Genomic DNA, 12435 nt, shown 5'->3' with positions numbered 1-12435 from the left:
GCATTTGGTTTTTTATGGTTTTGGACCTTGCACAAATTAGTATTTATATTCAATTGTTTCATTTAAATTATCCAATGTAAAGATTGTTTTTTTAGTTGGATAACCTTCTTTATTGTATTCATATTTAAAATTACAGACATAATCATTAATAGTATAATTAAATTGATATGTTGTATAGTGACTTTCTCCTTCTAAATTATTTATTGGGGAAAAAGATCCTATACTATCAAAACTTGCTTCACCCATTAAGTATTTTATTCCTAAAACATTTTTAAATGCACTATTACTTGTATCGTATCTGTATAAATGAGTTTCAACAATACTCATAGAATCATATTCATAATAGGATTCTATTTTTGTCAAATTCCCTTCAGTAAAAGTTAAAATTTCATTTGCATTTCTTTTTAGTTCCTTACCTGTTTTACTATCAACCTCATATATTTCTCTCTTAATGGTTCCATCTTCATTGTAAGAGTACAGATATTTAAATTGATTTCCCTTAGAAATTTTATCTACAACAATCAATTTATCATTTACATAAGTAAATGATGTTTCCGAAATTTTCACCTCTTTTCCCGATTCAAAACTGTATATTTTTTCTTTTACTATTTTATCGCCCTGATACTGATAATCATTCCTTTTATTTTTATTGCTAATATTTAAAATCTTATTACCGTCATAAACCAAGTTTGTCACTCTGGTGTATGAATCATTTTCGGCTTTATAAATTATTGATTTAGGCAAGATCAATTTGTTTTCAAAACTTTTTTCCTCATCTTTAGTACAAGAGGTTAAAACAGTTAAACAGCATAATAGAAAGAAATACATTTTTTTCATAGCATTTTTTGATTACAAGTTTCATAACAAAAGGAATGTTTTTCTATTCCTTTAAACTCCACAAAAAGACATTTTTATAACAGATTAGGGCATACCTTAAAGCAGAGCGGAATTAAACATTCATTTTTCATTAAAATTGCGTTTCACTTAAATCAAAATTTTATGAAAAAATCAGTTTTTTCTATCATAAGTCTAATTTGCTTATTCTATTCATGCACTTCTGATAAAACAGAAAAAAATATTCAACCAAAGATTGATGAGGGGCCAATGTGTACTTTTGATCTAATTAATCCACAAAATAATGATAATTCTAAACCAGCTTCAGCAATTATCACTTGGCCTCGATGGCAAACAGGTCAAATTATTAAAATAAAATTTTTAGATGGTAATGAAATGCAGCGAGAAAAAGCAAAAAAACATGCAAGTGAATGGTTAAATTATGCCAACCTGAAATTTGAGTATGTTTCTACTGGATATGCAGATATCAGAATTGGTTTTGATCGAGCTGGAGAAAGTGGGACAAAGTATGGAGCCTGGTCAGAATTAGGAATGAGTTCTGCTTATGGTTTTAATCTAGAACGTCAATCAATGCGTTTAGGTCCACTCACTTCTGCAGATGAAAGTTCTATACGAAGAACTGTTTTACATGAATTTGGTCATGCGCTAGGTTTAGTTCATGAAACAACAAATCCCAATGCAAATATCAAATGGAATTTATCAAAAGTATATAATTACTTTAACGAATATAGTAAAGAAGAGGTGGATGAAATGATCATAAACCCTGATTATAAAACAAATTATAGTGCATACGACCCACTTTCTATAATGCATTATTATATACCCGCTTCCATTACCACAGACGGAAGAGCAGTAAATGAAATGACTCTTTTATCGGAAATTGATAAAAAATCTATAAATGGGTGGTATCCTTTTCCTATAGTTTCGGTTCTAAAATCCGGTCAAAGTATTTATGATCTTGCCTGGAAAGATCGAATAAAGTCTCCTAGCGGAAGATATGCATTAGAATTTACTCCAGGTGTTTTGCGGGTAGTGGATTTAACTGAAAACAAAATAATTTGGGAAGTTGGAAATAAAGAGTATAATCGTAAAGCATTTTGCTATTTTGAGTCAAATGGGAATATAACATTAAGAGGAGCCAAAAATCCATTTTCTGCTATAGAAACCATTTGGACAAGTAATACTTCTGAGTATCCTGAAGCAACTTTACAATTACAAGATGATGGCAATCTTCAATTAATTTACAAGAGAGTTGTAAAATGGTCTTCTAAAACAGGAAAAATCTAAAAAAGCAAAAAGCCAAATACTTCATGTATTTGGCTTTCTATTTAATATAAATATTTTGTTGTACTTGAGACCTGTTCCCCCCCACCTTTATAATACGTTTTTAAACTCGGATATCCTTCATCATTATATTCATAAGTATTCTTATCGTAAACAAAATTTGCATTACTCGAAATTGTTAAAATATTATTACTTGAGGACATCTCGTCAGCAATTAATAAATTGATACCTTTAATGTTTTTAAATGGAGAATTTTTATTGTCGTACTCATAAATTTGCGCATACATATCAAGTGCTGTTTTGCCGTTTACAGTGGTGTTTCTAATTACATTTCCATTTTTATAGATCAGCATATTATAAGTATCGCTTTCTTTTTCAATATTTGTAAATTGATCTGTGTTAAATCTTTGCTCTTTAATTAATGTGTCCGATACAAAGGTATATACATTTCTACCTGCAAATTTTCCATTCGGATAATCTATACTAATGCTACTAATAAATTTACTTGATGCTAGTTTTCCGTTTTCATAAAAGTAAGTTACAACTGTAGTCTTGTTTTCTTTACCTTGAACAATCTCATAATACTGTTTAGATTGAATTAATCCTCCTTCGTAAAAAAAATAAATTTTATTTTTTTTAGTAGCCATACTTTCAATTTTATCATCTTTATAAGTAATAAAAGTAGTATCGGCCGGAGATCCTGAATAAGTAGTTATAATACTTTTTGGAAATGTATTGTCTTTTGCTTCAGGAGAAGAATTTTCATCACTTGAACATGATGAGAATAGTAGTGCCAAAGTTCCAAAAAGCGGTATTAGTTTTTTCATAATTTGTATTTGTTCTCGTCTTTATTTTAGATTTTTAGATTTCTTAATAAGTATATTCAATTTCATATTCAATATCCTTTCCACCTCCATCAAATGAAGTATGTCTTGTTGGATAATTTTTATCGTTATAATGGTATGTTGTTAAGTAAACAGCTGCATTAGGATATTCAGAAGATTTTCTTGTTGTTTTTACAATATTATTTTTTCCAAATTCACCGATTTCATTTAATAACAAATTGAAACCTAAAATATTTTTAAGAGGATTATTTTTAGTATCGTATTCATAATCAGAAGTTACTGTTACTGAATTGGATTTCTGCTCCTCTTTTACTAGATTACCGTCTTTATAAGTCAAAGTACCTTCACTGCTTTTAGTTTCTGCTTTAGTGTCTTTATCAACTGAATAGTTTACATAAGAAATAATTTCGTTTGAAGTATGTGTATAAACCACTTTATCAATGTAATATCCATCTGGATATTCTGTAGTGATATCTTCTTTTAATAGTCTCGTTTTTAACTTTCCATTTTCGTACACATATGAAACTTCCTCATTCTTTGTTTCTTTTCCACTCCCATCTACGTCAAAAACTTCTTGTTTAATGATTACATTTCCATCATAAGTGAATATTGATTTTGAGCCTTCACTTGTAATGCTAACGATTTTATTTCCATTATAAGTAACTGTGTTTTTAACATTTGTCCCTAATTGAGGATTAGGATAAATGTAAGAAATTGTTTTTGGCAGCGTCGAATCATTTTCTCCTGAAGAAGAGTTCTCATCACTTGAACATGATGATAGCAGTAATGTTAAAGCGCCAAAAAGATATAAGACTTTATTCATGATTGAGGTATTTTTGTTAAACTTTGCAAAAGTAAGAAAGCCAGAAGCATTTGCATCTGGCTTTTATAAATAAAACAGGTTGAACTATTAATAAAAATATTCAATAGTACCTAAACTATCAGATCCTGTATCAACTTCTTTTACTGGATAACCATTTTCATTATAGGTAAAAGTACTGTTTGTCCATAAGTCACCTTCTGATGTATCAGTTAAAATATTAAATTTAACTCCATTAGCTTCTCCGTCAATGAATGCAATTTTATCCATTCCTAAAATATTTTTCGTTGCATTGTTTTTGTTATCATAAGTATATTTATGATTTTCCCAGCTTGCATCTTCACTTATTATCTCGCTAACCTCTCCATTTACAAATTTTATAGTATTGGTTGTTCCTTCAAGTGTTTGAGTTGTTCCATCTCCAGAAAATGATTGCGCTGTAACAGTACCATCAGCATTATAAGTATAAACTTCTTTATGTCCCCAATCCATATTTGGTTCTATTCTAACAAAAGTTACTAATTTGCCTTCTGCGTTGTAAGAATAGTTATTTATCTGATCGATTGATCCATCTGGATTTTTATATTCCATTTTAGTAATTAGATCTCCGGTATAAGTATAATAGATATTTAATTCTCCTGAATCATCTATTGCACTTACTATTTTATTACCATTGTAATTATAAGTAATAGTATATTTCTCTCCGTCAGAATTTGTGATAACGTTTTTTTTAAGTAACACAACATTTGAAGAATCTGAAGAAGAATCATCGCTTGAACAAGACGTTAATAGTAAAGTAAATGCTCCAAAAAGACATAAAATTTTTTTCATTTTGATTTGGTTAAATTTGTTATTGTTACAAACGTAAAACAACCTAAAATCAAATCCTTACGGGATTCCACATTAAAAATCAATTACTATAATTTAAATGCTTCTTAAGATATTATTGGCTAACAAAATAAGCAAATAAATACCTTAGTAAAAAAGATTTGCTAAACGTAAAAACACGTATAAATACCTAGCTTTTTTCTTCTATTTTTTTAATTAATTCAGAGACTAAAACAACCGGTAGTTTCATCTGTAAAAAAATTACATTTTTAATAACAAAAATGAACTTCACAAACTAAAACAATTCCTTATTTTTGCATCTTCCATTTTTTTAAAATCATATATGAAATTATTATATACTTACATTATCAAACATAAAATGCTCCTGTTTTTTGCTTTGATAATGGCTTCTATCAACATTTGTTTCAGTTTATCAGACTCAGTAATTACAGGAAAACTTATGCAGGATTGCGGAGTTGGTCTGGCAAAATATAAAGGAAACGAAATCGGATTCATTAAATCATTGTCTTTCTGGCTTGGCCTTTCACTTGGTGCAGCGATGATTTCTAGAATTACCAAAAACTTTCAGGATTACTTTACCAATGTCGTTATTCAGCGTACTGGTGCTCAAATGTACACAGACGGAATTAAGAAATCTCTTGATCTTCCTTATGCCGAATTTGAAGATCAGCGAAGTGGAGAAACTTTGAGCAAATTGACAAAAGTTAGAATTGATTCTGAGAAATTAATTACACTTTCTATTTCACTAATTTTTCAAACGATCATTGGTTTCATTTTTGTAATCGTGTATGTTGCAAGAATCGACTTTAGAATTTCGATAATCTTTTTAATTACTGCTCCAATTATTGCTTTGGTAAGTTTGTATTTGGGTAAAAAGATTAAAATTGTTTCTCGAAAAATTGTTAACCAAACAAATGCACTTGCAGGCTCTACAACTGAAAGTTTACGAAATATCGAATTAGTTAAAAGTCTTGGTTTAACGTATCAAGAAGAAAAGCGTTTAAATCTGAATACCTTTAAAATTCTTCAATTAGAACTGGAGAAAATTCGTTTTATTAGAAGTTTGAGTTTTATTCAAGGAACAACGGTTCATTTCTTAAGAACTTGTGTCGTTTTTGCTTTGTATTATTTCTTATTTGGAGGAAAAATCATTGTTGGTGATTTGTTGACAATGGTATTTTTTACTTTCTTCATCTTTGGTCCATTGCAAGAATTAGGAAACTTTATCATTGCTTTGAATGAAACTAAAGTTTCTATGGAGAACTTTAGAAATTTATTAAATGCTCCGAAGGAATTTCGTCCAAAGACTCCAAAACACGTTGGAGCAATTCAGAAATTACTTTTCGAAAATGTAAGTTTTCAACATAAAACTGCCAAATTTAAAGCAGTTGAGAATATTAATTTCGAAATCAAACAAGGACAGACCGTTGCTTTTGTAGGTCCGTCGGGATCTGGAAAAACAACTTTGGTAAAATTATTAGTCGGATTATACACTCCACAAGAAGGTCAGGTTTTGTATAATGATATCGATTCTGCAGAAATTGATTTGCTTGATTTAAGAAAACAATTAGGATTTGTAACGCAAGACGCCCAATTATTCTCTGGAACGATCCGTGAAAACTTATTATTTGTAAAACCAAATGCAACTGACGAAGAACTTTATGATGCTTTAAAACGTGCAAGTTGCGACAAACTTCTTAGACGTGCAGAAGACGGTTTAAACACGACAATTGGCGAAGGCGGAATCAAAGTTTCCGGTGGTGAAAAACAACGTTTATCTATTGCTAGAGCTATTCTTAGAAATCCGAATTTATTGATTTTTGATGAAGCTACTTCTGCTTTGGATTCGATTACTGAGGAAGAAATTAATGCGACAATCAGAAATATATCAGACAAAAATAGAATTACTGTTTTAATTGCACACCGTTTATCAACTGTAATGCACGCCGACAGAATATTTGTTCTGGAACAAGGTAAAATCATCGAACAAGGTAAACACGATGATTTGATCGTCGAGAAAGGTTTGTATTACGCTATGTGGCGCCAGCAGATTGGGGAGAGAAAATAGTTTTTTTTAGCCACTAAGGCTCTAAGACACTAAGATTCTAAGTTTTTTAAACAATCTATACTCGTACTATTTGTCATTTCGGCGAAGGAGAAATCTCCACAAGTAACTCCGTAACGAAAATCCAATCTTTGTCGAGCTTCTCGCGAAGATTTCTCCTTCGCCGAAATGATATAAAATGAGAGAATACTACAAATAAAAAACCCGACAGATTTTAAAAATCTGTCGGGTTTACTTTTATAAAAAACTCAGAACCTTAGTATCTTAGATTCTTAGCACCTTTAAATTATTTCACGAATTCCACTGCTTTAGATAAAGCTTCAGCAATTCCATCAACATTTTTACCTCCTGCAGTTGCGAAAAAAGGTTGCCCTCCTCCTCCACCTTGGATGTGTTTTCCTAATTCACGAACAACTTGGCCAGCGTTTAGGTTTTTCTCAGCTACAATTTCTTTAGAGATGTAGCAAGTCAACATTGGTTTTCCTTCATGAGCAGTTGCAAAAACTACAAATAAGTTATTATAAGAATTACCTAATTCGTAAGCCAAATCTTTTGCTCCTTCTGGATTCAAATCTACTTGTTTTGCTAAAAATTGAACTCCATTGATCTCTTGTAATTCTTTAGCTAAATCAGCTTTCATATTTTTAGCTTTATCTTTTAGTAAAGCTTCCACTTGTTTTTTCAATTGAGCATTTTCATCTTGTAATGCCTGAATCGCTTTTACAGGATCTTGGGCATTTTTAAGCACTTCTTTAATTTCGTTAAAAGAAATTGCCTGAGACTCAAAATATTCTTTTGCTGCCTCACTTGTTATCGCTTCAATCCTTCTGATTCCGGCTGCAACTGCTCCTTCAGAAACAATTTTAAAATGCCAGATATCAGATGTATTTGCAACGTGTGTTCCTCCGCATAATTCGACAGAATCACCAAATTTGATTGTACGAACCAAATCGCCATATTTTTCTCCAAATAAAGCAATTGCTCCGTCTTCAAGTGCCTGATCTTTTGGAATGGCTCTTTTCTCGATTAATGGCAAACTCTCACGGATTCTAGCGTTTACGAAGTTTTCTACTTCTACTAACTCTTCATCAGAAACTTTAGAAAAATGAGAAAAGTCAAAACGAAGTGAAGCATTACGAACCATCGAACCTTTTTGTTCAATATGAGTTCCTAAAATCTTGCGCAAAGCCTGGTGCAATAAATGCGTAGCCGAGTGATTTGACGAAGTTTTTGCTCTTTGTACTGCATCAACAACAGCATTAAAAGTTCCTGTAATATTTTCCGGAAGCGACTTTGCTAAATGTATCGTTTGGTTATTTTCTTTCTTAGTATCAATAATATAAACAATATCTCCGTTTTGAGCTTCAAGATATCCTTTATCTCCAGTTTGTCCTCCGCTCTCTCCATAAAATGGAGTTGCATTGAAAACCAATTGAAAAATTTCTCCATCTTTCGCGCTTTCTACTCTTCTGTATTTCGTGATTTTCACTTGTTGAGATAATCTGTCATATCCAACAAATTCCTGAATATCATCCTCAACAATTACATTCCAGTCACCAGCAGTTACTTTTGATGCCGCACGAGATCTTTCTTTCTGTAATTGCAATTGTTCCTGGAATCCTTTTTCATCTAATTTCAATCCTTTTTCTGAAAGAATCAAAGCTGTTAAATCGATTGGGAAACCATATGTATCATATAATTCGAAAGCTTTTTTACCATCGATTGTATCTCCTACATTATTTAAGATTACAGCATCCAAAAGAATTAATCCCTGATCTAATGTTCTTAAGAAAGAGTTTTCTTCTTCACGAATAACATTCGAACAAAGTGCTTTCTGTGTTCTGATTTCTGGGAAAGAATCTCCCATTTGCTCGCTTAAAGTTTCAACCAATTTAAAAATAAACGGCTCTTTTGTTCCTAAGAAAGTAAATCCGTAACGAATTGCACGACGCAAAATTCTACGAATAACATATCCTGCACCCGTATTAGAAGGCAACTGCCCATCCGCAATAGCAAAAGCTACCGCACGAACGTGATCTGCCACTACACGAATAGCAATATTCATTTTATTTTGTTCTTCACTAATACCTGTTACATCATTAGTTGTATATTTTGCACCAGTAATAGTTTCAATTTCTCTAATTAAAGGCATGAAAACATCAGTATCATAGTTTGATGTTTTTCCTTGTAAAGCCATACACAAACGCTCAAATCCCATTCCCGTGTCAACGTGTTGTGCTGGTAATTTTTCTAACGAACCATCTGCTTTACGGTTGAATTCCATGAATACGTTATTCCAGATTTCAACTACTTGAGGGTGGTCATTATTTACTAAACTTTTTCCAGAAACCAACGCTTTTTCTTCCGCAGAGCGTAAGTCAACGTGAATTTCAGAACAAGGTCCGCATGGTCCTTGGTCTCCCATTTCCCAGAAATTATCTTTTTTATTTCCAAGAATAATTCGGTCTTCGTCTATTAAAGTTTTCCAGATATCCCAAGCTTCTTGGTCAAACGGAACATTATCTTCTTTACTTCCTTCAAAAACAGAAACATACAGATTCTCTTTTGGGATTTTATACACCTCAGTCAATAATTCCCAAGCCCAGTTGATTGCTTCTTTTTTGAAATAATCGCCAAAAGACCAGTTTCCTAACATTTCAAACATCGTGTGGTGGTAAGTATCGATACCAACCTCCTCAAGGTCATTATGTTTTCCTGAAACACGAAGACATTTTTGCGTATCGGCTATTCTTGGACTTTTTGGAGTTCCGTTTCCTAAGAAAAATTCTTTAAACTGGGCCATTCCCGAGTTATTGAACATCAAGGTTGGGTCGTCTTTAAGGACAATAGAAGCTGATGGGACAATTGTATGTCCTTTACTCTCAAAAAAATCTAAAAATTGTTTACGTACGTCTTGTGATTTCATATTTAAATTAGAAAAATGTGTCTGTTTTAATGTGTCAATTTGAAAATTAGATGATTAGCTAATTTATTCATTTGATGATGCGTTAAGTTTTTTATAATGTAATTAAAAAACTTATAATTTAAACAATAAATTACCTATTTTGCGCATTATCTTAATGATAAAATAGCCCCAATATCTAATCATTAATTCTTGTAAAAAAGAGCTGGACAACTGAAACATTTGGCAGTTTCCTTCGACTAACTCATTTTACAAGGTGCAAAAATAGCGTATTTTAAAATATGGCGAAAGTAAAATATTATTACGACTCAGAAAATCTGGCTTATACGAAAATAAAAACCAGAAAAAGGATTAAAATCGGTTACGCATTACTGTTTTTATTGGCTTCAGCACTATTTGGCTTTTTAGTTTTTGTTCTTTTAATTAATACTCCTTATTTCGAAACTCCAAAAGATCGTTTACAAGCACGTGAAATAGAAAATTTAAAACTGCAATACGCCATTTTAAATAAAAAATTAGATGAAATTGACGAAGCGGCAGACGCATTAGAAGAACGTGACAATAATATTTACAGAGTTTATTTTAATAAAACTGAAATTCCCGATTCTATCAGAAAAGCTGGCTTTAGAAGTTCTCAAAGATATAAGGCTTTAGAAGGTTATAATAATTCTCAGCTCGTTTTAAATGCAACAAAAAGAATTGACAAACTGTCAAAACAATTGGCAATTCAATCTACATCTTTAGATGAAATTTTGAAATTGGCTGGAGCCAAAGAAAATTTATTACTCGCAATTCCTGCCATTCAGCCAGTTCGAAACGAAAATTTAAAACGTGTCGCGTCAGGTTTTGGATACCGAATCGATCCTTTCACGAAAGTGCGAAAAATGCACAACGGAATGGATTTTACCGCCAATACTGGAGCTCCCATTTATGCAACAGGTGATGGAGTTGTAGAAAGAGCTGACAACACGGCTTCTGGATACGGAAATCATATTGTGATCAGGCATGGTTTTGGATATGAGAGTTTATACGCCCACTTAAGCAAATACAACTGTCATCCGGGACAGCGAGTTAAAAGAGGTGATGTTATTGGTTTTGTTGGAAGCACAGGAAGATCTGAAGGTCCGCACTGTCATTATGAAGTTCATAAAGATGGTAAAGTAGTCAATCCGTTGAATTTTTATTACGGAAATATTTCGGCTGCAGAATATGTGGCAATTTCACAAATGGCAAACCAAGAAAATCAATCATTAGATTAATAAGATTAATATTCCGAAAAAATAGTATTTTTGAAATAAAATAGAAAAAAACGAACCATGCATATTGAACTTTCTAAAGACAAAAGATATTACAGTATTGGCGAAGTAGCCAAAGCTTTTAATGTCAATGCCTCTTTGATACGATTTTGGGACAGCGAATTTGATATTCTGAAACCTAAAAAAAATGCAAAGGGAAATAGAATGTTCACGCCTGAGGATATTACAAACCTTCAGCTAATTTACCATTTAGTAAAAGAAAGAGGATTTACTCTTGAAGGTGCGAAAACACACTTAAAAGAAGGTCAGAAGAAAACGTTAGATAAATTCGAAATAATACGTAAATTAGAATCCATAAAAACGCAATTGAACGACATCAAAAACGAATTGTAATTAAAAATAGAAATAAACTTAAATCAAAACAAATATGAAAAAGTGGTTAATCCCTGTAGGAATTATTGTAGCACTTATTGCTATTATCGCATTTTGGTCGATTGGTATTAAAAATACTGCTTTACAACACAGTCAAGCTGTAAATAAAGAATGGGGAAATGTTCAAACGGCTTACCAAAGACGTAATGATCTTATCGGGAATTTAGTAAACACTGTAAAAGGTGCTGCTGACTTTGAAAAAGGAACTTTAACAGCAGTAATCGAAGCTCGTGCAAAAGCTACTTCGGTAACAATTGATCCAAGTAATGTAACTCCTGAACAATTAGCAGCATTTAACCAAGCTCAAAGCGGTGTGAGTTCATCATTATCAAGATTATTGGTTTCTGTTGAACAATATCCAACTTTGAAAGCGAACGAGAATTTCTTAAAATTACAAGACGAATTAGCAAGTACTGAAAATCAAATTTTAACTGCTAGAACTCGTTTTAATGAAGCTGTACAAGTTTACAACGGATATATCTTAAAGATTCCAAACAACTGGTTCTTGAGCGAATACAAAGAAAAACCATACTTTGAAGCATCTACTGGAGCAGATAAACCTGTTGAAGTAAAATTCTAAAGATTTAATATTTTTGATTAACGATTTTTAGATTTCAGATTTATCTGCAATCTAAAAGCTAAAAGCTAAACTCTAAAATAATTTCCATGTCAAAAGTAGAAGATTTTTTAACCAAAGAAGAAGAGCAAGAAATTGTTGAAGCTATTCGCATGGCCGAAAATAATACTTCTGGCGAAATTAGAGTACATATAGAAAAAACAACTTCTAAAGTCCATTTTGATAGGGCTTTAGAAGTTTTTCATGAATTGCGAATGGATGAAACTAAACTGAAAAATGGCGTATTACTCTATTTTGCAGTTGAAGACAAAAATTTTGTAATCTGTGGAGACAAAGGAATTAATGATTTGGTTGCCAATGATTTTTGGGACTGTACCAAAGATATTATGACCAATCATTTTAAAGCTGGAAATTTTAAACAAGGAATTGTTGACGGTATTTTAAATGCTGGAGAACAGCTTAAAAAATATTTCCCTTCTCAAGAAGATGATGTAAACGAATTATCTAACGAAATCTCAAAAGGATAAAT

The 12435-nt window shown here is 31.7% G+C and carries 11 protein-coding genes; 6 read left to right on the top strand and 5 right to left on the bottom strand.

Features of this window, described 5'->3' with window-relative positions; all coding sequences use genetic code 11:
* Positions 1-36 precede the first annotated feature (36 nt).
* Positions 37-837: a hypothetical protein gene (locus tag OD917_RS16520; protein WP_263524492.1), complete on the bottom strand. Its 801-nt coding sequence runs from the start codon at positions 835-837 to the stop codon at positions 37-39.
* Positions 838-999: 162 nt separating this feature from the next.
* On the opposite strand from OD917_RS16520, the gene OD917_RS16515 reads away from it, so the two are divergent.
* Entirely contained in the window at positions 1000-2142 is a 1143-nt protein-coding gene (locus OD917_RS16515) for a matrixin family metalloprotease (RefSeq protein WP_263524491.1), read from the top strand.
* 41 nt (positions 2143-2183) lie between these two features.
* On the opposite strand, the gene OD917_RS16510 is transcribed toward OD917_RS16515, so the two are convergent.
* The 3 genes from OD917_RS16510 to OD917_RS16500 all read right to left on the bottom strand — a co-directional run bounded on the left by OD917_RS16510 (position 2184) and on the right by OD917_RS16500 (position 4635).
* Positions 2184-2966 (bottom strand): hypothetical protein, encoded by a 783-nt coding sequence (locus tag OD917_RS16510; RefSeq protein WP_263524490.1) that lies wholly within the window; start codon positions 2964-2966, stop codon positions 2184-2186.
* Between the two features lie 43 nt (positions 2967-3009).
* Positions 3010-3807, bottom strand: a complete 798-nt coding sequence (locus OD917_RS16505) for a hypothetical protein (RefSeq protein ID WP_263524489.1) — start codon at positions 3805-3807, stop codon at positions 3010-3012.
* Between the two features lie 87 nt (positions 3808-3894).
* Positions 3895-4635, bottom strand: a complete 741-nt coding sequence (locus OD917_RS16500) for a hypothetical protein (RefSeq protein WP_263524488.1) — start codon at positions 4633-4635, stop codon at positions 3895-3897.
* A gap of 340 nt (positions 4636-4975) precedes the next feature.
* Here OD917_RS16500 and OD917_RS16495 point away from each other — a divergent pair, with 340 nt between their 5' ends.
* Positions 4976-6721: an ABC transporter ATP-binding protein gene (locus OD917_RS16495; protein ID WP_263524487.1), complete on the top strand. Its 1746-nt coding sequence runs from the start codon at positions 4976-4978 to the stop codon at positions 6719-6721.
* Between the two features lie 283 nt (positions 6722-7004).
* Here the strand turns inward: OD917_RS16495 and alaS are convergent, their stop codons facing one another.
* Complete coding sequence (gene alaS, locus OD917_RS16490) at positions 7005-9644, bottom strand: alanine--tRNA ligase (protein ID WP_263524486.1); 2640 nt, start codon at positions 9642-9644, stop codon at positions 7005-7007.
* A gap of 278 nt (positions 9645-9922) precedes the next feature.
* Here alaS and OD917_RS16485 point away from each other — a divergent pair, with 278 nt between their 5' ends.
* From OD917_RS16485 to OD917_RS16470, 4 genes are all read left to right on the top strand, one after another.
* Positions 9923-10900: a M23 family metallopeptidase gene (locus OD917_RS16485; RefSeq protein WP_263524485.1), complete on the top strand. Its 978-nt coding sequence runs from the start codon at positions 9923-9925 to the stop codon at positions 10898-10900.
* A gap of 57 nt (positions 10901-10957) precedes the next feature.
* On the top strand, positions 10958-11290 hold the full coding sequence (locus OD917_RS16480) for a MerR family transcriptional regulator (RefSeq protein ID WP_012023968.1): 333 nt from the start codon (positions 10958-10960) through the stop codon (positions 11288-11290).
* Positions 11291-11324: 34 nt separating this feature from the next.
* On the top strand, positions 11325-11909 hold the full coding sequence (locus OD917_RS16475) for a LemA family protein (RefSeq protein WP_111283518.1): 585 nt from the start codon (positions 11325-11327) through the stop codon (positions 11907-11909).
* Positions 11910-11995: 86 nt separating this feature from the next.
* On the top strand, positions 11996-12433 hold the full coding sequence (locus tag OD917_RS16470; protein ID WP_263524484.1) for a TPM domain-containing protein: 438 nt from the start codon (positions 11996-11998) through the stop codon (positions 12431-12433).
* Positions 12434-12435: the final 2 nt, after the last annotated feature.

Origin of the sequence: Flavobacterium sp. SH_e (assembly GCF_025717045.1) — a bacterium.
GTDB lineage: Bacteria > Bacteroidota > Bacteroidia > Flavobacteriales > Flavobacteriaceae > Flavobacterium.
Note: the sequence above shows the minus strand (reverse complement) of the source record. Positions and strands in the feature narration are given on the sequence as shown.

Excerpts from the sequence above, each read along its gene's own strand:
- OD917_RS16520 (WP_263524492.1), bottom strand. The coding sequence starts at position 837 with ATGAAAAAAATGTATTTCTTTCTATTATGCTGTTTAACTGTTTTAACC.
- OD917_RS16515 (WP_263524491.1), top strand. The coding sequence starts at position 1,000 with ATGAAAAAATCAGTTTTTTCTATCATAAGTCTAATTTGCTTATTCTAT.
- OD917_RS16510 (WP_263524490.1), bottom strand. The coding sequence starts at position 2,966 with ATGAAAAAACTAATACCGCTTTTTGGAACTTTGGCACTACTATTCTCA.
- OD917_RS16505 (WP_263524489.1), bottom strand. The coding sequence starts at position 3,807 with ATGAATAAAGTCTTATATCTTTTTGGCGCTTTAACATTACTGCTATCA.
- OD917_RS16500 (WP_263524488.1), bottom strand. The coding sequence starts at position 4,635 with ATGAAAAAAATTTTATGTCTTTTTGGAGCATTTACTTTACTATTAACG.
- OD917_RS16495 (WP_263524487.1), top strand. The coding sequence starts at position 4,976 with ATGAAATTATTATATACTTACATTATCAAACATAAAATGCTCCTGTTT.
- alaS (WP_263524486.1), bottom strand. The coding sequence starts at position 9,644 with ATGAAATCACAAGACGTACGTAAACAATTTTTAGATTTTTTTGAGAGT.
- OD917_RS16485 (WP_263524485.1), top strand. The coding sequence starts at position 9,923 with ATGGCGAAAGTAAAATATTATTACGACTCAGAAAATCTGGCTTATACG.
- OD917_RS16480 (WP_012023968.1), top strand. The coding sequence starts at position 10,958 with ATGCATATTGAACTTTCTAAAGACAAAAGATATTACAGTATTGGCGAA.
- OD917_RS16475 (WP_111283518.1), top strand. The coding sequence starts at position 11,325 with ATGAAAAAGTGGTTAATCCCTGTAGGAATTATTGTAGCACTTATTGCT.
- OD917_RS16470 (WP_263524484.1), top strand. The coding sequence starts at position 11,996 with ATGTCAAAAGTAGAAGATTTTTTAACCAAAGAAGAAGAGCAAGAAATT.